General features: G+C 61.8%; 18 protein-coding genes. 12 read left to right on the forward strand and 6 right to left on the reverse strand.

The features are described 5' to 3' along the window. Positions 1-3: 3 nt before the first annotated feature. Complete coding sequence (locus D8U82_RS25375; protein WP_130903221.1) at positions 4-4290, forward strand: DEAD/DEAH box helicase; 4287 nt, start codon at positions 4-6, stop codon at positions 4288-4290. A 114-nt stretch (positions 4291-4404) separates the two neighbouring features. Here D8U82_RS25375 and D8U82_RS25380 read toward each other — a convergent pair whose 3' ends face one another. Beyond that, positions 4405-6507 carry a mechanosensitive ion channel family protein gene (locus D8U82_RS25380; protein ID WP_130903213.1) on the reverse strand — a complete coding sequence of 701 codons (2103 nt, stop codon included), beginning with the start codon at positions 6505-6507 and terminating at the stop codon, positions 4405-4407. A 291-nt stretch (positions 6508-6798) separates the two neighbouring features. Between D8U82_RS25380 and D8U82_RS25385 the strand changes: the two genes are divergently transcribed. From D8U82_RS25385 to D8U82_RS25400, 4 genes are read left to right on the forward strand one after another with little or no spacing between them, the layout of a single operon-like run. Then, positions 6799-7725 (forward strand): DUF72 domain-containing protein, encoded by a 927-nt coding sequence (locus D8U82_RS25385; protein WP_130903214.1) that lies wholly within the window; start codon positions 6799-6801, stop codon positions 7723-7725. Further along, the gene (locus D8U82_RS25390; protein WP_056790768.1) at positions 7722-8519 is read left to right on the forward strand and encodes an endonuclease/exonuclease/phosphatase family protein; all 798 of its coding nucleotides are present in this window, start codon (positions 7722-7724) and stop codon (positions 8517-8519) included. Before D8U82_RS25385 ends, D8U82_RS25390 begins: the two co-directional genes overlap by 4 nt. Beyond that, on the forward strand, positions 8516-9790 hold the full coding sequence (gene clsB / locus D8U82_RS25395; protein ID WP_016772961.1) for a cardiolipin synthase ClsB: 1275 nt from the start codon (positions 8516-8518) through the stop codon (positions 9788-9790). The genes D8U82_RS25390 and clsB overlap by 4 nt, the downstream gene beginning before the upstream one ends. Then, the gene (locus D8U82_RS25400) at positions 9787-10773 is read left to right on the forward strand and encodes a lysylphosphatidylglycerol synthase domain-containing protein (protein WP_024014510.1); all 987 of its coding nucleotides are present in this window, start codon (positions 9787-9789) and stop codon (positions 10771-10773) included. Before clsB ends, D8U82_RS25400 begins: the two co-directional genes overlap by 4 nt. A gap of 111 nt (positions 10774-10884) precedes the next feature. Here the strand turns inward: D8U82_RS25400 and D8U82_RS25405 are convergent, their stop codons facing one another. The 3 genes from D8U82_RS25405 to D8U82_RS25415 form a co-directional block, all read right to left on the reverse strand. Beyond that, the gene (locus tag D8U82_RS25405) at positions 10885-11643 is read right to left on the reverse strand and encodes an alpha/beta fold hydrolase (RefSeq protein WP_016772959.1); all 759 of its coding nucleotides are present in this window, start codon (positions 11641-11643) and stop codon (positions 10885-10887) included. Next, positions 11633-12742, reverse strand: a complete 1110-nt coding sequence (locus tag D8U82_RS25410) for a DUF3182 family protein (RefSeq protein WP_130903215.1) — start codon at positions 12740-12742, stop codon at positions 11633-11635. The genes D8U82_RS25405 and D8U82_RS25410 overlap by 11 nt, the downstream gene beginning before the upstream one ends. A 297-nt stretch (positions 12743-13039) precedes the next feature. Then, positions 13040-14020, reverse strand: coding sequence for a GlxA family transcriptional regulator (locus tag D8U82_RS25415; protein ID WP_130903216.1), 981 nt, complete (start codon positions 14018-14020; stop codon positions 13040-13042). 101 nt (positions 14021-14121) lie between these two features. Between D8U82_RS25415 and D8U82_RS25420 the strand changes: the two genes are divergently transcribed. The 7 genes from D8U82_RS25420 (at position 14122) to D8U82_RS25450 (ending at position 19385) form a co-directional block, all read left to right on the forward strand. After that, on the forward strand, positions 14122-14676 hold the full coding sequence (locus D8U82_RS25420) for a cysteine hydrolase family protein (RefSeq protein ID WP_130903217.1): 555 nt from the start codon (positions 14122-14124) through the stop codon (positions 14674-14676). A gap of 143 nt (positions 14677-14819) precedes the next feature. Beyond that, a complete protein-coding gene (locus D8U82_RS25425; RefSeq protein ID WP_041477671.1) occupies positions 14820-15488 on the forward strand; it encodes a YjfI family protein in 669 nt (222 codons plus the stop codon). A 17-nt stretch (positions 15489-15505) separates the two neighbouring features. Then, positions 15506-16204, forward strand: coding sequence for a PspA/IM30 family protein (locus D8U82_RS25430; protein WP_016772954.1), 699 nt, complete (start codon positions 15506-15508; stop codon positions 16202-16204). Positions 16205-16414: 210 nt separating this feature from the next. After that, positions 16415-17065 (forward strand): DUF2491 family protein, encoded by a 651-nt coding sequence (locus D8U82_RS25435; RefSeq protein WP_130888362.1) that lies wholly within the window; start codon positions 16415-16417, stop codon positions 17063-17065. 15 nt (positions 17066-17080) lie between these two features. Further along, entirely contained in the window at positions 17081-17506 is a 426-nt protein-coding gene (locus D8U82_RS25440; RefSeq protein ID WP_016772952.1) for a DUF350 domain-containing protein, read from the forward strand. 18 nt (positions 17507-17524) lie between these two features. Continuing rightward, entirely contained in the window at positions 17525-18226 is a 702-nt protein-coding gene (locus tag D8U82_RS25445) for a DUF1190 domain-containing protein (RefSeq protein ID WP_130888363.1), read from the forward strand. A gap of 1 nt (position 18227) precedes the next feature. After that, positions 18228-19385 (forward strand): glutathionylspermidine synthase family protein, encoded by a 1158-nt coding sequence (locus D8U82_RS25450; RefSeq protein ID WP_130888364.1) that lies wholly within the window; start codon positions 18228-18230, stop codon positions 19383-19385. A gap of 195 nt (positions 19386-19580) precedes the next feature. On the opposite strand, the gene D8U82_RS25455 is transcribed toward D8U82_RS25450, so the two are convergent. Both D8U82_RS25455 and D8U82_RS25460 read right to left on the reverse strand, forming a co-directional pair. Then, complete coding sequence (locus D8U82_RS25455) at positions 19581-20099, reverse strand: single-stranded DNA-binding protein (protein ID WP_003228709.1); 519 nt, start codon at positions 20097-20099, stop codon at positions 19581-19583. A gap of 9 nt (positions 20100-20108) precedes the next feature. After that, positions 20109-21506 (reverse strand): MFS transporter, encoded by a 1398-nt coding sequence (locus D8U82_RS25460; RefSeq protein ID WP_110646972.1) that lies wholly within the window; start codon positions 21504-21506, stop codon positions 20109-20111. Between the last annotated feature and the right edge of the window lie 95 nt (positions 21507-21601).

Here is a 21601-nt window from a genome sequence, read left to right on the forward strand (position 1 = left end):
GTCATGAATCTGCCCCTCCCCGCCACCAGTGCGCTGGCCGGCTTTCACCCCGCCGTCAGCGCCTGGTTCAACAAGACTTTCCCGGCGGTCACCGCCGCTCAGGCCCGTGCGTGGCCGTTGATCCGCCAGCGCCGTTCGACGCTGATCGCCGCGCCCACCGGCTCTGGGAAAACCCTGACCGCGTTCCTCGCCGTGCTCGATGAGCTGGTGCACCGAGGTCTGGAGCATCCTGACGGTCTGCCCGCCGAAACCCTGGTGGTCTATGTCTCGCCGTTGAAGGCACTGTCCAACGACATTCAGATCAATCTGCAGAATCCGCTGGCTGGCATTACAGCGCATTTGCGCGAAATGGGCCTGCCGCAGCTGACCATCACTACCGCCGTACGAACCGGCGACACGCCGCAGAAAGACCGCGCCGCCATGCGCAAGAGCGCGCCGCACATTCTGGTCACCACGCCGGAATCGCTGTACGTGCTGCTCGGCTCAGAATCCGGGCGCAGGATGCTCGGCACCACGCGCACGGTGATCATTGACGAAATCCACGCCATGGCCGCCGGCAAGCGCGGCAGTCATCTGTCCTTGAGCCTCGAGCGTTTGCAAGCACTCTGCGCCGAACCGCTGACCCGCATCGGCCTGTCCGCCACGCAGAAGCCGGTAGAAGCCGTGGCGCGGTTTCTGGTCGGTCATGCCCGCCCCTGCGAAATCGTCGACATAGGCCACGCCCGCCCACGAGACCTGGGTATCGAAGTGCCGCCGGTGCCGCTGTCGGCGGTGATGGCCAACGATGTCTGGGAACTGGTGTACGAGCGCCTCGCCGAACTCGCCCGCGAGCACCGCACCACACTGATTTTCGTCAACACCCGACGCCTTGCCGAGCGCCTCAGCCGGCATTTGAGCGAACGCCTCGGCAAGCAGGCCGTGGCGGCGCACCATGGCAGCCTGGCCAAGGAGTTTCGCCTCGACGCCGAACAACGGCTCAAGCGCGGCGAGTTGCAGGTGCTGATCGCCACGGCATCACTGGAGTTGGGCATCGATATCGGCGAAGTCGACCTGGTCTGCCAGATGAGTTCACCGCGCTCGATTGCTGCGTTTCTGCAAAGAGTTGGCCGTTCCGGACATCAGGTCGGCGGCACGCCCAAGGGTCGTTTGTTCGCCACCACCCGCGATGACCTGATCGAGTGCGCCGCCCTGCTCGACTGCGTGCGCCGGGGCGAGCTCGATACGCTGCACATTCCGGAAAAGCCGCTGGACGTGCTGGCGCAGCAGATCATTGCCGAGGTCAGTTGCCAGGAATGGTCGGAGGACGCGTTGCTGGCGATGTTCCGCCGAGCCTGGCCGTATCGCGACCTCGATGAAAAACACTATCAGGCCCTGCTGAGCATGCTCGCCGAGGGTTACAACGGCCGCCAAGGCATCCGCAGCGCCTACCTGCACCGCGATGCCGTCAGTCGCACCTTGCGTGGCCGGCGTGGCGCGCAACTGACCGCCGTGACCAGTGGCGGCACCATCCCGGACAACGCCGACTACAGCGTATTGCTAGAACCCCAGGGCTTGAACATCGGCAGCGTCAACGAAGATTTCGCCGTGGAAAGTATCGCCGGCGACGTGTTCCAGCTTGGCAATACCTCGTATCGCATCCTGCGGGTAGAAAGCGGCAAAGTGCGGGTCGAGGATGCGCAGGGCATGCCGCCGACCATTCCGTTCTGGCTCGGCGAAGCGCCGGGGCGCAGTGATGAACTGTCGGCGGCCGTCGCGCGCCTGCAAGCGCAGTTGGACGAATTGCTCAGCGCCAGCCCCGGGAATCTGCAACCGGCGCTCGACTGGCTGACCACCACACTCGGCCTCAACCTCGCCAGCGCCGAGCAATTGGTCGAATATCTGGCGCGCGCACGGCAAACCCTTGGAGCCCTGCCCTCGCAGGACACGCTGTTGATGGAGCGGTTTTTCGACGAGTCCGGCGGCACCCAACTGATCATTCACACGCCGTTCGGCAGCCGCATCAACCGCGCCTGGGGCTTGGCCCTGCGCAAGCGTTTCTGCCGCACCTTCAACTTCGAGTTGCAGGCCGCCGCCAGCGAAGACGCGATCGTGCTGTCGCTGTCCACCAGTCACAGCTTCGAGCTCGACGAAGTCTGGCGTTACCTGCACAGCAACAGCGCCGAACACACGCTCATTCAAGCCGTGCTTGATGCGCCACTGTTCGGCGTGCGCTGGCGCTGGAATGCCGGAGTGGCGCTGGCGTTGCCGCGTTTTACCGGCGGGCGCAAAGTCGCTCCGCAACTGCAACGGATGAAAAGCGAAGACCTGATCGCCAGCGTCTTCCCCGACCAGATCGCCTGCCTGGAAAACCTCGCCGGCGAGCGTGAAGTCCCCGAACATCCGTTGGTGGAACAGACCCTCGACGATTGCCTGCACGAAGCGATGGACAGCGAAGGCTGGCTGACCCTGCTGCGGCGCATGGAGCGTGGCGAGGTGCGCCTGATCGCCCGGGATTTACCTGCGCCGTCGCCGCTGGCGGCAGAAATCCTCAGCGCCCGACCGTACACGTTTCTCGACGACGCGCCGCTGGAGGAACGCCGCACGCAAGCGGTGATCAATCGACGCTGGAGCGATCCGCAGTCGACCGATGATCTCGGCGCACTCGATGCCGATGCGATCACCGCAGTACGCGAAGAAGCCTGGCCGTCGCCCAATTCCATGGATGAAATGCACGAAGCGCTGATGAGCCTCGCCTGCATAAGCGACACCGAAGCGCGCGCCAACGCGGGTTGGCCGGACTGGCTGCAAACGCTGATGGCCAGCGGCCGCGCCTGCCTGTTGCAGATCGACGCCGAGCATCAGTTATGGCTGGCCCGCGAACGCTTGAGTTGCCTACAAGCACTTTATCCACAGGCGACGTTGGCAAGCGCAGCAGTCGCGCTGCCCGGATTCGACGATACGTGGGCATTCGATGAGGCGCTGGTCGAAGTGATCCGCGCCCGCCTCGGCGCCTTTGGGCCAATCCCGTTGCCCGCCATTGCCGAGCCGCTCGCCCTGCCAGTTGCGCAAGTCAATCAGGCCCTCGCGCAACTGGAGCGTGAAGGCTACGTCTTGCGCGGCCAGTTCACGCCGAACAGCGCGATTGAAGAATGGTGCGAACGCCATCTGCTGGCGCGCATCCATCGCTACACGGTCAAGCGCCTGCGCCGGGAAATCGAACCGGTGGCATTGCAGGATTTCATGCGTTTCCTGTTCGACTGGCAGCATCTGACGCCGGCCACCCAAGGTCAGGGCAGTGCGGTGCTGCCGGCGATTGTCGGCCAGTTCGAAGGCTACCCGGCGGCAGCTTCGGCGTGGGACAGCGACATCCTGCCGGCACGCCTCAAGGACTATTCGCCGAGCTGGCTGGATGAACTGTGCCGCAACGGCAAACTGGTGTGGACGCGCATCAATGCGCGGCAGAAGGTCAGCGGCTCGGCATTGCGCAGTACACCGATTGTGCTGCTGCCGCGTAGCCAAGTGGGTTTGTGGAGTGCATTGGCGGAACAGACGCCGGTGAGTGAGTTATCGCCGAAAACACAGAAAGTCTTCGAGGCGCTGAGCCAGCACGGCGCGCTGTTTTTCGATGAGCTGATTCATGAAGCGCGCCTGCTGCGCAGCGAACTGGAAATCGCCTTGCAGGAACTGGTCGCCGCAGGTTTGGTGAACGCCGACAGCTTCGCCGGTCTGCGCGCGCTGATCACTCCCGCAAGCAAGCGCCAGCAGCGCAGCAGCCGACGCGGGCGCGGCGCGTTTATCGGCGGCATGGACGATGCCGGGCGCTGGGCATTGCTGCGCCGGGGTTCGTCAGCCGATGCCGCCGAGACGCTCGAACATGTCGCCATGACCCTGCTGCGCCGCTACGGCGTGGTGTTCTGGCGTCTGCTGGAACGCGAAGCGGACTGGTTGCCGAGCTGGCGGGAATTGCTGCGCACCTTTCATCGTCTGGAAGCGCGGGGCGAGATTCGTGGCGGGCGGTTTGTCAGTGGTCTGGCTGGCGAGCAGTTTGCCTTGCCCGAAGCCATTCCCTTGCTGCGCGAAGTACGCCGACGCCCGCAGGACGGCAGCCTGGTGGCGGTGTGTGGGGTTGATCCGCTGAATCTGGCCGGGACGTTGTTGCCCGGGGTGAAAGTGCCGGCGCTGGTGAGCAATCGGCTGGTGTATCGCGATGGGGTGGCGGTGGCGGCGGTGATTGCCGGCAAGCAGCAGGTTTGGGTAGAGCTGGATCCGATAGCCATGGGACAACTGCATGCCAAGCTGATCCGGCATTGAGAGTGTTCGCACCGGCGTCTTCGCGAGCAGGCTCGCTCCCACAGTCCAATCCCGTTTCCCCTGTGGGAGCGAGCCTGCTCGCGAATGGCCGGCCCTCCACCCCAAAATTATGCTTCAGGTCCGCGACTCCTGCGGCACCTCACCCGCAACCACCGCCCCCTCCTCCTGCCGCTTCGGCAACAGAACCTGCTGTGGATAAGTCTGCGCAAAATGCACATTCGGTGTGTTATCCACAAGCTTCTTCAAGCGCTGGTTGAACGCGCGGCTCACCGCATATTGGCCACCGGACACTGTGCGGAATTGCGCCGTCAACACCACTCCGTTCAAGTCCATCTTGTCCACGCCAAACACATCCAGCGGCCCTTGCAGGTTGTACTTGAGGAACGGGTCTTCGCGGATCGAATCGCCGGCCTCGCGGATCAGCTCGATGGCCTTGTCGACGTCGGTGTCGTAAGTGAACTGCACCGAGAAAAATGCGAAGGCGAACTGGCGTGATTGGTTGGTCACAGCCTTGATCTGGCCGAACGGCACTGAATGCACAAAACCCTTGCCGTCGCGCAGGCGCAAGGTGCGAATGGTCAGGCCTTCCACCGTGCCAGCGTGGCCGGAATCGAGCACCACCCAGTCGCCGATCGACAGGGTGTCTTCGATGATGATGAACAACCCGGTGATGACGTCCTGCACCAATTGCTGCGAACCGAAACCGATCGCCAGACCGACCACGCCCGCACCGGCCAGTAGCGGCGCGACATTGATGCCGAGGTTGGCCATGGTGGTAATCGCGCAGATCACCACGAGGATGATTTTGATCGCATTGCGCAGCAGCGGCAGGATGGTTTTCACCCGCGTGCTCGGTTGACGTGCCGCGCGTTTGCTCAGCGGTGGTTTCAGCGCTTCCTGAATCGCCGTGTCGAGCACCACCCACAGCAGCCACGTCACCAGGAAGATCAGACCGATGCTGCTCAAGGCATTGCTGATCGCCCGGCCGACCGTGCTGCTCTGGGCGAAATCGAGCAGCGACACGCCCCAAATCCGCCCGAGAATATCGATGAACACAATCGCCATGACGATGCGCAGCAACGCATGCAACAGACTGAGAAAACGTTCCTTGTAGGCACTGCTGCGCTGGATCGCCTCGGCCTTGCGTGATTTGAACAGGTGCTGCAACACCGTGCTGAGAAACACCGTGGCGATCAGCAGCACGGTAGTGAACAAGGCGCAGCGCAGGGCTTTCTGATTGTCCTCGCCGATGCCGATCAGGCTGACTGCCGAGACCAGCACCATCAGCACGATCGGCCAGTACCACAGCCCGGAAAATATCCGCAGCGACTCCTGCAGCGACGGTTGTTTCAAACGCTGAGCGAGCGGGCGATTGCGGATCAGATGCGCCACGGGCCGGCGCAGGCGAATCACCAGCAAACCGAAGATGACCGAGGCGATCAGCCCGGTGAACACGGCGATGCTGCTGGTGATATTGCCGCCCAATTGTCGGGCGATCTGCGGGCTGGTCAGGGCATCGCTGAGGGCGGCGAGAAAGCCGATCAGGAACAGCGGGCGCGGGCAGTATTCACGGATGATTCGCGCGGCGGCGCGCTTGTGGCCGACGTTGAACATCACCACCACGCACAACAACATCGACGTGGAAAAAATGCCGCTGCTGGTGGCATAGGCCAGACACAGCGCCAGCGCGCGGCCCACCGAAGCTTGCAGAAAATGGCTGACATACAGTGTCAGCGGCAGGCAGATCAGCGCCGGCACGGTGTAAGGCAGCACGTAGCCGAGCAGATCCTGACTGCGCTGGCGGGTGCGCAACCAGCGGCCCTCACGCAGACGCTTGGCCAACAGACTGCCGAGCACGGTGAGCAGGGCGAAACTGCCCAGCCAGACTCCCGACAACGTGAGGAAATCCCCGGCCACGCTCCAGCCCGAGCGGTTTGACGGTTGCTTGACCAGCCTGTCGACCTCATCCGCCGCACGGTCGGCGCGCAGCCGCCAGGCATCGACCAGGTGTTCGTTGAGATCGAGTTTTTCCTGCACATCGTCGATGCTCGTACTGATCGCCCCGAGCAAACCACCCTGCACCAGCGGTTCCGGTTCGGCAGGTTTTTCCGCCGTATCGGCGGCAGCCGGAACGCCCGGTAGCGCGGCGGCTTGCGATGCGTTGACGCCGAAGCACAGCAGCGCTCCCAGCAGAATGGCGATCCTGAAATTGCGCAAAGCTCCGATCTCCCGTGGCTGACCCTGGTAAGGAACTGATCGGTAATTGCGCGGCAAGTTCAGCGACCAGCGCCACACACATGCCCTGTGGGAGCGAGCCTGCTCGCGAAAACGTTGGGTCAGTCGATGGATCGTCTACTGACAGTCCGTATTCGCGAGCAAGCTCGCTCCCACAATGAATCGCAAGCAATTCCCAATCGCGACCGTCCGTAACACCACCGAAACTTTCCCGCACCCGCCGCAGTCATCACAGAACATCGGCAACACGAGGACTTTCTACGGGAGGATGGGATGGCGACGATTCACATCGGTATTTCAGGCTGGCGCTACGCCCCGTGGCGCGGGGATTTCTACCCGAAGGGACTGGCGCAGAAGCGCGAATTGCAGTTCGCCTCCCGCGCGGTCAACAGCATCGAAATCAATGGATCGTTCTACGCCCTGCAACGCCCCGAACGTTACGCCCAGTGGTACGCCGAAACCCCTGATGACTTCGTGTTCAGCGTCAAGGCACCGCGCTTCATCACCCACGTGCGCCGTTTGCGCGAAATCGAAAAACCGCTGGCGAATTTCTTTGCCTCGGGCGTGCTGGAGCTGAAGGAAAAACTCGGGCCGATCCTCTGGCAGTTTCCGCCAAACTTCAAATTCGACGCCGAGCGTTTCGACCAGTTTCTCGCGCAGCTGCCCCACGACACCCAAGCCGCAGCCGCCCTCGCCCGCCAGCACGATTCGCATCTGCCCGGCCACGCCAGCGTCAAAGCCTGGCGCAAGAAGCCACTGCGCCATGCCGTGGAAATCCGCCATGAAAGTTTCATCGACCCGGAGTTCGTACGCCTGCTCAAGCGCCATAACGTGGCTCTGGTGGTCGCCGACACCGCCGGCAAATGGCCGTACCGCGAAGACCTCACCAGCGACTTTGTCTACCTGCGTTTGCATGGCGCCGAAGAGCTCTACGCCAGCGGTTATTCCGAACAAGCGCTCAAGCGCTGGGCCGAGCGCATCGACGCCTGGCATCACGGTAAACAGCCAGAGGACGCCCACCTGATAGCGCCACGCCTGAAACCCCGCGCGCGCAAACCCCGCGAAGTGTTCTGCTACTTCGACAACGACATCAAAGTCCGCGCGCCCTACGACGCACGCAACCTCTTGCAGCGCTTCGACCTCGATAAAGACCTCGCCACGACTCCCGGGCAAGTTGCCGCAGAAGGAGTTCTGTCATGAGCATTCCCGAACCGGTCGGTTTTACCGACGAAGGCTCCGTGGTTGCGCCCTCGGTGCGCACTTTCACCGTACTGACGGTCAACACCCATAAGGGTTTCACTGCACTGAACCGGCGTTTCATTCTGCCGGAGCTGCGTGAAGCGGTGCGCAGTGTGGCTGCCGACGTGGTGTTTCTGCAGGAAGTCCACGGTACTCACGAGCAGCATCCGAAACGCTACGACAACTGGCCGACGATGCCGCAGTACGAATTTCTCGCCGACAGCCTCTGGCCGCAATTCGCCTACGGGCGCAACGCCGTGTACCCGGCGGGCGATCACGGCAATGCGCTGCTGTCGAAATTCCAGATCATCCGCCACGACAACCTCGACGTGTCGATCAGCGGCCATGAGAACCGCGGCCTGTTGCATTGCGTGCTGCGCCTGCCTGGCGACGGCACCGAAGTGCACGCGATCTGCGTGCATCTGGGCCTGCGCGAGAGCCACCGCAATGCGCAACTGGATCTGCTGATGCAACGTCTCGCCGAATTGCCCGCCGATGCCCCAGTGATCGTCGCTGGCGATTTCAACGACTGGCGCCAGCGCGCCGATGCGCAGCTCAAGCCCTGTGGCCTGCGCGAAGTGTTCGCCGAGCAGTACGGCAAGCCGGCGCGCAGCTTTCCCGCGCGGCTGCCAGCGCTACGACTCGACCGCATCTACGTACGCAACCTCAAGGCCAGCCGGCCAAAAGTATTGACGAACCGGCCCTGGTCCCACCTTTCCGACCACGCACCGTTATCGGTGGAGATTGAACTATGAACAGTGCGCCACTGGAAAAATCCGCCGTCGACCCGGTTCCGCTAAACCCGCCGGTGCGCGAACCCGGCCACGTTGACGTCGAGTATCAATGGCACAGCAATAACCGCGTAGAGCTGCTGGAGAACGGCGAGGAATATTTCCCTCGGGTATTCGAAGCGATGCGCGCAGCCAAGAGCGAGATCCTGCTGGAGACCTTCATCGTCTTCGAAGACAAGGTCGGCGCCGAGTTGCAGCAAATCCTCATCGAAGCCGCCCAGCGCGGCGTGCGCACCACGGTCAGCCTCGACGGCTTCGGCTGTGGCGAGCTGAGCACCGGCTATCTGTCGGCCTTGAGCGATGCCGGCGTGCATTTGCAGATCTTCGATCCGGCGCCAAAGCACTTGGGCATCCGCACCAACTGGTTCCGCCGCTTGCACCGCAAGATCGTGGTGGTCGACGGCTTGATCGCGTTCATTGGCGGGATCAATTTTTCCGGCGATCACCTGGCCGATTTCGGCCCTGAAGCCAAGCAGGATTACTCGGTTGAGATCCAAGGCCCGGTGGTCGCCGATATCCATCACTTCGCCCTGCTGCAAAGCGGTCGTCCCGGACGCGCGCGGTTCTGGTGGCAGCGCCGGCGCCAGCGTCTGGAGGAAATGGCCTTCACCGATCACGACGGCCAGGTGCGCCTGGTGTTCCGCGATAACGATCAACACAACACCGATATCGAAGACGTCTATCTGCAGGTGCTGCGCAAGGCCAAGCGCCGGGTGATCATCGCCAACGCCTACTTCTTTCCCGGCTACCGTTTGCTGCGCGAAATCCGCAACGCCGCCCGCCGTGGCGTCGAGGTGCGGCTGATCCTGCAAGGCCAGCCGGACATGCTCGTGGCGAAACTGGCGGCGCGCATGACATACGATTATCTGCTGCGTGCCGGCGTGCAGATTCACGAATACTGCCAGCGCCCGCTGCACGGCAAGGTCGCGCTGGTCGACGATGACTGGAGCACCGTGGGCTCGAGCAATCTCGACCCGCTGAGCCTGTCGCTGAATCTGGAAGCCAACGTGCTGATCCGCGATCGCGCGTTCAATCAGCACCTGTACGAACGCCTCGAAGACCTCAGCCAGAACCACTGCAAAGCCATGGACGCCAAACTCTTGCCGCGTGGGCGCATCTGGCACATGACCGTGGGCTTTCTGGTGTTCCACTTCCTGCGGCACTTTCCGGCCATGGCCGGTTGGCTGCCGGCGCATAAACCGCGTCTGAAGCCTTTCCGAGGTGCGCGTCCATGAGTCATTCCGAAGTGCACTCCGATAGCCATTCGGCACAGGCGGCGCCGTCGAAATGGAGCCGCTGGAAACGTCCGCTGACCATCCTGTTTTTCCTCGCGCTGATCGTCCTGTTGACGATGTTCGCCACGCGCATCGAATGGGCCGAGGTGCTGGAAACCCTCGCCGATTTCAAGGTGCGCACGCTGATCATCGCCGCCAGCCTGACCCTGCTGAGTTTTCTGGTGTACGCCAGTTTCGACCTGATCGGCCGCACCTACATTCGTCAGGACCTGACCTGGAAGCAGATCCTGCCGGTGGGCATCATCAGCTACGCCTTCAACCTCAATCTCAGCGCCTGGGTCGGCGGCATCGCCATGCGCTATCGCCTGTATTCGCGGCTGGGCGTAAGCAAAGGCAACATTGCCAAGATTCTCGGCCTGAGCCTGGCGACCAACTGGTTCGGCTACATGACCATCGCCGGCGTAGTGTTCAGCAGCGGTCTGGTGACGATGCCGCCGGGCTGGAAGCTCAGCAGTTCGGCCTTGCAACTGGTCGGTGTGTTATTGCTGCTGGTCAGCGCCGGCTATCTGGCGGCGTGTCAGTTTTCCAAGCGCCGCGAGTGGTCGATTCGCGGCGTGGAAATCAACCTGCCGTCGCTGCGCATGGCTGTGCTGCAATTGCTTTTGGGCGCGCTGAACTGGTCGCTGATGGCGGCGGTGATCTTCACTCTGCTGCCGAGCAAACTGGATTATCCGCTGGTGCTCGGCGTGCTGTTGATCAGCGCGATTGCCGGGGTCATCACGCACATTCCGGCGGGGCTGGGTGTGCTTGAGGCAGTGTTCGTGGCGCTGCTGCAGCACGAGGCATCACGCGGCAGTCTGGTCGCGGGATTGCTGGCGTATCGGGCGATTTATTTTCTGCTGCCGCTGTTGATTACGGTGGTGATGTATCTGGTGGTGGAAGCCAAGGCCAAGGCGTTGCGCATCGAGAAGAAACCGTCCTGACCGTGCATTGCTGCTGATGGCCCCTTCGCGAGCAGGCTCGCTCCCACATTTGAAATGCGCTCAACCTGTGGGAGCGAGCCTGCTCGCGAAGGGGCCGGTACACGCGACAGATCATCTGGATTGGATAATGCTCAACCGTTCCCCCACCACCATCTCGGTAATCCAGTCCACCAGAATCGAGGTGTAGGCCTGCTGCGACACCGGGTCACTCAACGCGTGATCCGCGCCATCGATGATCCGGTGGGTCAACGAGTGGGTCTGCTGACAGGCGGCGCGGTAACTCATGATCGTCGCGTGGGGCACGAAATCGTCGGTTTCCGATTCCACCAACAGCACGTCGCCAGTGAATTGCGAGCAGGCATGCAGGGCGCGATTGCTGTCGGCGCGCACCAGCGTGCCGCGATAATCGCGCAGGTCGGCCTTGTCCAGATCGCGTTTGGGCGTGTGCCATTGCTCGTCGCGGTAAAGCGCCGGCACGCGCAGCGCCAGCCAGCGCACCGGGCGCAATGAGGTCAGGATCGAGGCCAGATAGCCGCCATAACTGGTGCCGACCACGGCGATCGCCGAAGTGTCGAGGGCCGGGTGCGCCAGCAAGCGATCGTAGGCCGCCAGCAAATCACGCAGATTGTCTTCACGGGTCACCCGGGTCAGCGGGATTCCGGTGCCGCCGGTGTGCCCGCGCAGGTCGAAAGTCAGGCATACGCAACCCAGGCCGGCGATGCCTTTGGCCCGTTCCAGATCACGTTCCTGACTGCCGCCCCAACCGTGCACAAACAACACCCCCGGGACCTTCGATTTGGGACTGAGAAAGGTCCCACTCATCTGTTCGTCATCAATGTCGATTTGAATGCTTTCGCTTCTAGCCGTCATAGGATTGGACCGTCACATATTTGAGAAGAAATGCGCTGTTTTCCGCCGGTCCGCGATAGACCTCGATGGCGTCCGCCGGCAGCGCCTGATCGGTATAGGTTTCCACCGACGACACGCGAATCGCGCGCATCTGTGGATCGTTGACGAAGCTTTGCAGCGCCGCCACTTCGGCGCTGCTGGCACCGCCCATGCGCCAGGATTGTTCGAGCACGCCGCTGCGCGGGTTGCCGCTGGCGTCGAGGCCTTGGGCGATATCGTAATTGCGCCGCGAGGCGAAGAAGCGCGGGTAGGCTTCGTTGGCGGCACTGTCGAAGACCTGCGCCTGCTCGATGGCCAGACGCACATCATCAGGCAGATCCAGCGCGAGCAATTGGTCATAGCCCCCTTGCACCACCAGCAGATTCGAACCGCCGTAGACCTCTTCGCCCTGGCCGTCCTCGGTCAAGTATTGATCACCACAGTAGCTCAACACTTTGCCGCCGATGAACGACTGGCCGACGCTGTGGGTGACGACGTTGCTCAAGTCCTGCTCCAGCACTACGCCGTCCTTGAACAGATTTTGCGCCTCGGGCCGCGCGAGGATCTCATCGAACGCGTCGAGGCTTTTGATCACTTCCTGACCGCGACCGGCGCAAGCGTGAACCGGCTTCAAGCGAATCGGCCCGGCGTACAGCAAATGTTCGGCGGCGGGCCGTGCATCTTCCAGGGCGAATACGCTGAGACCGTCGAGCACAACGTTGCGCACCCGCTCCGAAAACAGCGGCGACCAGCCTTGCGGCGCGTGCGCCAGATGGCTGCGCAAGCCGTGGCTGATGGCTTTGGTGCAGATGAAATCGTATTCGACGTAACCGCCCCACAAGTCATCGGGGCCTTTGATGCCCAGCGCTTGAGCGTGGGCGGCGCCAACGATGGTTTGCGTTGGCAGCAGATACAGCTCGCGGCCCTGATGTTTGGCCGGATCGTAACTGCCGCCGAATTTGCAGCCGAGAATCTGCGCCATCCAACGCGCCAGAGCCTTGTTGGTCTCGACTTCATGTTGCGGCGCCTCGGCACGCACCGAATGGGCCACGACGATTTTGTTGCTGGGTGTCGGGGTCATGCGTTCCCCTTTTATCAGTCGATGGGTTCTCAAAGGAAATTGCAGAGATCAGGCCAAACAACGATCCCGCCGAACCGCCCGATAATCGGGAGTTTGCCGTGAATGTGCTGGCATGAGGCCTGTTTCAAACTGCACGACGGCGCGCAAAACTCCGGCAAATTGCACGATCCGTGGTCCTGTGCAAAAACCTGTGGGAGCTGGCTTGCCAGCGATGGCGGTGGATCAGTCACCTGTTTTGCAACTGATTGATCGCATCGCTGGCAAGCCAGCTCCCACAGGGTTACTCCAGTGCCCAGGCTACCGCGCCAGACCAAACCGCCCCCGGTACTCACTCGGCCCCAACCCGGTAATCTTCTTGAAGATCGCACGAAACGCGCCCGGATCCTGATAGCCCACCGTCCAGGCAATGTGGTCGATCGTGCCATTGGTGAACTCGAGCATTTCTCGCGCTTTGCCGACCCGCAGGTGCTGGCAATATTCGGTCGGTTTCAAGCCTGTCGCGGCGCGGAATCGGCGCAGGAAAGTGCGCTCTTCAAGGCCCGCGCGCTCGGCCATCGCGTTCAGCGAAACATCCGTCGCCCCGGTGCTTTGCAGCCAGTGCTGAACCTTGAGAATCGCCGCGTCGCCATGACTGAGAATCGGCGCGAAATTGCTCCCGCATTCACTGGCGCTGTCGCTGTGTTCCATCACCAGAAAACGCGCGGTCGCGGTGGCGATGCTCGGGCCGAGCAAGCGATCGACCAGGCGCAGTCCCAGTTCCGACCAGGCCATCAGCCCCGCCGTGGTGATCAGGTCACCGTCGTCGACAATCGGCGTGTCGGCCTTGAGTTTGATCTTCGGGTAACGCTCGGCAAACGCCTGGGCCGAGGTCCAGTGGGTGGTGGCGCTGCGACCGTCGAGCAAGCCGCTTTCAGCGAGCATCAACGAGCCCACACAAACACCACCAAGGGTTGCGCCGCGCGCATGCTGATCGCGCAGCCATTGCGCAAGACTCGCGGTCATCTGCGCCGCATCGAACCCGCCGAGGGACGGCGGAATCAGCATGGCGAGCAAAGCGTCTTCGGCACCGGGATGACTGTCGTAAACCCGCGTCGGCAACTGCTCGCCCTCGACCTGCCAGTGACTGACCCGCAGCAAGGGCAATTGCACAGCCTGATACTCGGCGGCAATGCGGTTGGCCACCGCGAACAGGTCGGTCAGACCGTGCACCGCCGCCAGTTGCGCGCCGGGGTAAATCAGCACGCCCAGTTCAGCGGTGGCGGCTCTTTGTGCAGCCATTGTCAGTTTTCCCCCGTCTATTGTCGGTGCGGCCAATCCTCGAATCCTCGGCCAGCGTCAATACTGAGGCCACACCCAATCACCGTCTCGAGGACAATCCCATGGCCAAGCAAGCGCTCATCGTAGTCGATATCCAGAACGACTACTTCCCCCAAGGCAAGTGGCCGCTGGTCGGCGCCGACGCCGCTGCCGACAACGCCGCACGGCTGATCGCAGCCTTTCGCGCAGCGGGCGATCCGGTGGTGCACATTCGGCATGAATTCACCTCCGAAGACGCGCCGTTTTTCACTCCCGGCTCCGAAGGCGCGAAACTGCATCCGAAAGTGCTCAACCGCGCCGACGAGCCGGTGGTGCTCAAGCACTTCGTCAACTCGTTCCGTGAAACCGAACTGAAAGCGGTGCTCGACGAACACGGCATCACCGACCTGGTGGTGGTCGGCAGCATGAGCCATATGTGCGTCGATGGCATCACCCGCGCGGCGGCGGACATGGGTTACAGCGTGACCGTGATTCACGATGCCTGCGCCAGCCGTGACCTGGAATTCAACGGCCTGACGGTGCCCGCCGCTCATGTGCACGCAGCATTCATGTCGGCGCTGGGTTTTGCCTACGCCAGCGTGGTATCGACTGAGCAGTTCCTGCACAGCAACGCCTAGCAACAACTGCGCAATCCCCTGGCCCGCCCCGTTGCGGGCCTTTTTGCGTCTGTCATGAAAATCTCACGCGTGAGTCATTGATGGCACTTTGCATTGGTTGTAGTGTGGCCCACGCGTGAGACGCTCATAACCGGATTCCAGCCATGACAAGCCGCACTCCGACGCCTGCCGCAGCCAGCCCCAAGGGCGAGCGTGGCAAGACGTCAGCGAAAAAACCGTCGAGCTTCTACATGAAGCAGATGCGCGCAGGCCTGGCCGCCGCCGGTTATGTGAAACACGAAACTTGGGTGCTTCCGGAAAACCGAAGCTTGCTCAAGCAAATGGAGCAACAGCTACGCCAACCGATTCTGGCTGGCTCTTTCATGTCGGAGAAATACATGAGCGCAGGCAACAACTGGACCATCGACAGCCTCTTCAATGCCCTCAAGGCGCTGGACGAGGTGGCTTCCCAAGAGATTTCGCTGTCCCTGATCCAGAGCTCCGAACCGAGCATCAAGCTGGAAATGAACGAATTCGGCGGCTTGCCGATTCACATCGCCCTGGCCGGCCAGCAGATCATCGTCGACACCGTGCTGGTGGACATCGATTCGATCAGCAACGTCCAGGCGTTCAACGATGCCGTGCTGCGCAGCCGCGAGATGTTCCCGCTGTCGTCGATCGGGATCGAGTCGATGCCCAACGGGCAGACCGTCTACAACATGTTCGGCGCCCTCAGCGCCGACTCGAGCCTGACCAACGTGGTCACCGAGGTGAAAACCCTGGTCGACAACGTGCAGCGCGCCAGCGAAGCCTTCGAACACTTCTTCAAGTAATCAACAGGGAATATCCAATGACTCAGTCCATCTGGAGCAAGTTGTTCACCGCACTGCGCGGCGGCGCCAATGAAGTTGGCGAAGCCATCGCCGACCAGCAGGCACTGCGCATCCTAGATCAGGAAATCCGCGACGCCGACACCGCGCTGTCCAATGCTCGCCGCGAACTGGTGACGATCATGGCCAAGCACAAACTGGCCGCCGACCGCGTCAGCGAATACGACGCCAAGATCAAGGACCTCGAAGCCAAGGCTGTAGCCGCGTTGAATGCCGGCCGTGAAGACCTGGCGCTGGAAGTGGCCGAAGCGATTTCGACCCTGACCAACGACCTCGCTGCCGAGAAGAAGCTCAGCGATGAATTCGGCGCCTACGCCGACAACATGCGCAAAGACATCAGCAAAGCCGAATCGCGAATCAAGAGCCTGCGCCAGCAAGTGGACATGGCCAAGGCCCGCGACAGCGTGCAGAAAGCCCAGGTCAGCGCCTCGATTGCCAGCGGCGGCGCCAACGGCAAACTGGAAACCGCGGTCGGCACCCTGAACCGCCTGCAAGCCAAGCAGCAGCAACGCGCTGCCGAACTGAACGCCGCAGACGAACTGGCCGACGCCTCTACCGGCAACGACCTGGAACGCAAACTGCGCGACGCCGGCATCACGCCGAACGAAGGCAGCGCCAATGCGATCCTTGAGCGGCTGAAGCAGAAGTCCGCGCAGTAATGACTGAACGGTAACTTGTGGGAGCGAGCCTGCTCGCGAAAGCGTCGTGACAGTCTAAGAATCGAGTGACTGACACAACCCATTCGCGAGCAGGCTCGCTCCCACATGGTTTTGCGGCGTAATTGCCTCTGCTCGTTCACCGCTTCGCCCGTTACACTACCGCCACTTTTTCACCCCCGAACACCTCCACCCGCTTCAAGGAACGTACCCATGGGATGGTTTAAAGACTTGCTCGGCACCAGCAATTGGCAGGCCGCTGCGCCAACGAGCACCGGCGCCAGCGGTCCACTGGGCATGGCACAAGGCAAAGGCGTGCGCTTCGACACGACCCTGGCATTGCTGCTGGAAGGCTCGACGTCGGTGCGGGTGCCATTCGATCAAGCGGTGTGGAGCGCCGGTTGGGTCGATCTCGGCCAGTCCAACAAGCTGCACCGCTACTACATGAACGACGAGGATTTCTGGGTGCAGATCCACGTCACTGGCGATGATCAGGTCGAGTCGGTCACCCTGTTCAATTACCTCAGCTACGTGACGGTCAACAGTGACGCCGAACTGCAGCGTCTGGCCGGCCCGAACAGCCTGATCGGTCTGCCGACCTACCACCACGACGGTGTTGAATACACCCGTGAATGGGGCACCGAGTTACATCAGACCGAACTGGTGCCAATGACCGAACACGTGGTCAACCCGGACGAGTCCTACACCATCAAGCACCACGCCATGCTGTATGCCCGTGACACCGGCCTGACCGATCGCCGCGAACTGCTGCTGTTCTCCGTCGAACAGGACGAAGAAGGCACCGTCAGCCTGAGCACCTCGCTGGGCATCTCGCTGTACACGACTGATTTGAGCGCCATCTAAAAAAGGAAGTTTTTCATGCTGGAAGTCTTGGCCGTTTCCCTGAACAAAACCGCGCTGGTCGGTTTTGTCGTCTACCTGATCGGCGCCGTGTTGCTGTTCATGCTGTTTCAATTCGTCTACACGCGCATTACCGCGCACAAGGAATTCGAACTGATCCGTGCCGGCAACACTGCCGCCGCCATTGCTCTGTCCGGGGCGATCATCGGTTTCGCCATTCCGGCGAGCAACGTGATCGCCTACTCGGTCAACGTGCTCGACTTTGTCCTCTGGGCGGTCATCGCCGCCGTCGTGCAGCTGTTGGCGTTCGTTGCGACCGGGCTGGTGCTCAAGGGCACGTCCCAGCGCATCGCCAACGGCGAAGTCGCCGCCGGCATTTATGTCGCCGCCGTGGCGATCAGCGTCGGCATGCTCAATGCCGCGTGCATGACACCGTCCCACTGACCGGCAGGAAGCCTCTCGATGAAACGCAGCAAATACGTGCAATTGTCCCTCGCCGCGTCGGTGGCGATGGCGATTTCCGGTGAAGCAGCGGCGCTGGATCAGCCGCGCAACTTCCAAAGCGTTGAACAGTGTGTCGACGCCGAATTGGCCGCCGATCTCTGCTCCAGCGCCTACGTCGCCGCCCTGAACGAGCACCGGCGCATCGCCCCGGCCTACAGCGACAAGGCCAAGTGCGACGCAGACTTTGCCGCTGGCTGGTGTCAGAAAAATTCCGATGGCCGTTTCGTGCCGAAACTCGGCGGCTTTAAAGTGCCGGGCGATGCCGAGACGCCGCAGGATCTCGATGCCATCGCCAATTCGCAAATGCCGGCGGGGGACACCACGAGCAGCAGCAGCGCCAGCCACGGCGGCTCGCACTATTCCGGTGGCTCAGGTGGCGGCGGCAATGGCTGGCTGACCGGCTGGCTGATCGGCAACGCAATGAGCAACAACGCCGAACGCACCGTTTACCGTGATCGCGAAACGCGCCAGCCGTACAACACCTCAACGCAGTACCGCCGAGCTGACACAACCTCGCGCAGCCAGTCGGATTACGAGAGCAGCAAGAGCAAACCGGTGAACGTTGCGTCGTCGACTTCGCGCGGCGGCTTCGGCAGCCAGTCCAGCGCCCGCAGCGGTTGGGGTGGCTGGGGCAGCAGTTCCGGACGCTCGAGCAGCTGACATGAAAAAGATCCACTGCGCCGAGCGCCCCGACTGGAAACACACCGCCGAAAGCCTCGGTTTCCTGTTCCACACCATCGACGACGAACCGTACTGGGACGAAAGCGCCTACTACCAGTTCAGCCTGGCGCAGATCGAAAACGATCTGGAAGACCCGACCACCGAACTGCACGAGATGTGCATGGACCTGGTGGATCGCGTGGTCGACAGCGAGGAGTTGCTTGATCGCCTCAGCATCCCGGCGGCGTACTACGACATGATCCGCACCTCCTGGCGCGAGGGTCATCCGCATCTGTACGGTCGCATGGACTTTTCCTACAGCGGCAACGGGCCGGCGAAACTGTTGGAGCTCAACTACGACACGCCGACCAGCCTTTATGAGGCGGCGGCGTTTCAGTGGGGCTGGCTGGAACAATGCATCGAGCGTGGCACGCTGCCGCCGCATGCTGACCAGTTCAACAGCATCGACACCAAGCTGCATCAGGCCTTCGCCGAGTTGCAGCTGAAGCGGCCGTTTTACTTTGCCTCGATGAAAGATTCGGTCGAAGACAAAGGCACCACCGACTACCTGCGGCTGATCGCGGAAAAGGTCGGCATCGAATCACGCCATATCGATATCGAAGACATCGGCCTGACGGCTGAGGGTCGTTTCGTCGATCTGCAGGATCGCTGGATCCCGCACCTGTTCAAGCTGCACGCCTGGGAATTCATCTTCCACGAACCGTTCGGCGCGGCGATCGCCGAATGCGATACGCAGTTTTTCGAGCCGGCGTGGAAGGCGATCCTGTCCAACAAAGGTGCGCTGCCGCTGCTGTGGGAATTGCACAAGGGACATCCGAATCTGCTCGCTGCGCACCTTGATCCGAATCCGCAAAGTGCCGTACCGAAGGGCTGGGTGCGCAAGCCGTACTTTTCCCGCGAAGGTGCCAACATCGAACTGCAAACAGTGGAAGGTCTGATCGTCAAAGAGGACGGGCCTTACACCGATGCGCCGTTCATCCTGCAGGAGTTCGCGCCGCTGCCGAAGTTTGGCGACAGCTACACGCTGATTGGCTCGTGGGTGATTGGTGATGAGGCGGCAGGGATTGGTGTGCGTGAGGACAATAGTCTGATCACCAAGGACTCCAGTCGCTTCCTGCCGCATCTGATTCTGGATTAAGACGAAGTTACCTTGTGGGAGCGAGCCTGCTCGCGAAAGCGTCCTGCCAGTTACAGGTGCATCGACTGAACTGACGCATTCGCGAGCAGGCTCGCTCCCACAGGTAATCGAACATAACCGTAAATATTGCCTCACAAAAAAGGCCCGTCGTTTAAGCGACGGGCCCTTTTCATTCAAGACGGTTACAGCGGCAAATCAGAACGGAATATCGTCATCGAAGCTGTCGAAATCCGGAGCCGGTTGCGGTGCGGCCTGCTGAGGCGCCGGAGCCGAACGCTGCTGTGGAGCCGACTGCTGCGGGCGCGGTGCCTGCTGACGTGGCGCCTGCTGCTGGTAGTTGTTGCCGCCGCCTTGCTGATCGCCCTGTTGTGGACGGCCGCCGAGCAGTTGCATGGTGCCTTGCATGTCGACCACGATTTCAGTGGTGTAACGCTTGATGCCGTCCTTTTCCCACTCGCGGGTCTGCAGCTTGCCTTCGATGTACACCTGCGAACCCTTGCGCAGGTATTCACCGGCGATCTCGGCCACCTTGCCGAACATCGACACGCGGTGCCACTCGGTCTTCTCGACCTTCTGACCGGTCTGCTTGTCGGTCCATTGTTCGCTGGTGGCCAGACTCAGGTTGGTCACGGCGTTACCGTTAGGCAGGTAGCGAACTTCGGGATCCTGGCCGCAAGTGCCGACCAATATGACTTTGTTAACCCCACGGGCCATAACGTTCTCCTAAGCGTCGCACGCAGCCCCGGCCGGGTTGTTGACCAGGCGTTCGAGGGTGCTGCGATCCACTAATTCTTTGTCCAGTTTGATGTAAACAGCCGCCTCTTCGGCGACTATCACTGCATCTGTTACCCCTACCAGGGCCTTGAGGCGCTCGACCAGACCCGCTTCGCGGATCGCTTCGGGCGACAACGGCAAGCGCAGGCTCGTCACGTAGGGAGGTTCGCGCATGGTAACAGCAAAGGCCAGCCAAAGTGCAGCCAGCGCGGCGCATCCGAGGAACACAACCGACAGACCGCCATGCTGGAACAACCAGCCGCCGAGTATCCCGCCGAGTGCCGAACCGAGGAACTGGCTGGTGGAGTACACGCCCATGGCCGTGCCCTTGCCGCCTGCCGGTGAAACCTTGCTGATCAGCGACGGCAACGATGCCTCGAGCAGATTGAACGCGGTGAAAAACACCACCGTACCGATCACCAGAGCACGCAGGCTGTCGCCGAACTGCCAGAAGAATAGTTCAGTCAGCATCAATGTCATGACGGCGCCGAGCAAAACTCGTTTCATTTTGCGTTTCTTCTCGCCGTAGATAATGAACGGGATCATGGCGAAGAACGAAATCAGCAGCGCGGTGAGGTAGACCCACCAGTGCTGTTCCTTGGGCAGACCGGCTTTTGTCACCAGTGCCAAGGGCAAGGCAACGAAGCTCGACATCAACATGGCATGTAACACAAAGATGCCCAGATCCAGGCGCAGCAGGTCCGGGTGCTTGAGCGTCGGCATCAGCGCCTGCCGGGCCACGCCGGATTCCCGGTGCTGCAACGGCCCGGTGGACTGCGGCACCATGAACATGATGATCAGGATGCCGACCAGCGCCATGGCGCCAGTGGCGAGGAACAGCCCGGACAGCCCGAACGCACTGGTCAGTAACGGCCCGACCACCATGGCCACGGCAAACGACAGGCCGATAGTCATGCCGATCATCGCCATGGCCTTGGTCCGATGCTGCTCGCGGGTCAGGTCGGAAAGCAGCGCCATCACCGCTGCAGAAATCGCCCCGGCGCCCTGCAGGATCCGCCCGGCGATCACGCCCCAGATCGAATCGGCCTGGGAAGCCAGAACACTGCCGAGAGCGAAGACGATCAGGCCGAGGTAGATCACCGGCCGGCGACCGATGCGGTCGGAAATGATCCCGAACGGAATCTGGAAAATTGCCTGGGTCAGACCGTAAGCGCCAATCGCCAGCCCGATCAGGGCCGGGGTCGCTCCCGCCAGATCCATGCCATAGGTCGCCAGCACCGGCAACACCATGAACATGCCAAGCATACGGAAGGCGAACACCAGGGCCAGACCGCTCGCCGCGCGGGTCTCGCTGCCACTCATGCGTTCGCTGTGGGGATCGTGCATGGAAAAACCTCGTGTGAACCGGCGGCGATTCTACCAGTCCCATCGGAAGACGGGGTATATCGCGACGCTATGACGCGTATAGATGAAACTCTCTT

Origin of the sequence: Pseudomonas sp. Sample_23 (genome assembly GCF_004307595.1) — a bacterium.
Lineage (GTDB): Bacteria > Pseudomonadota > Gammaproteobacteria > Pseudomonadales > Pseudomonadaceae > Aquipseudomonas > Aquipseudomonas atacamensis.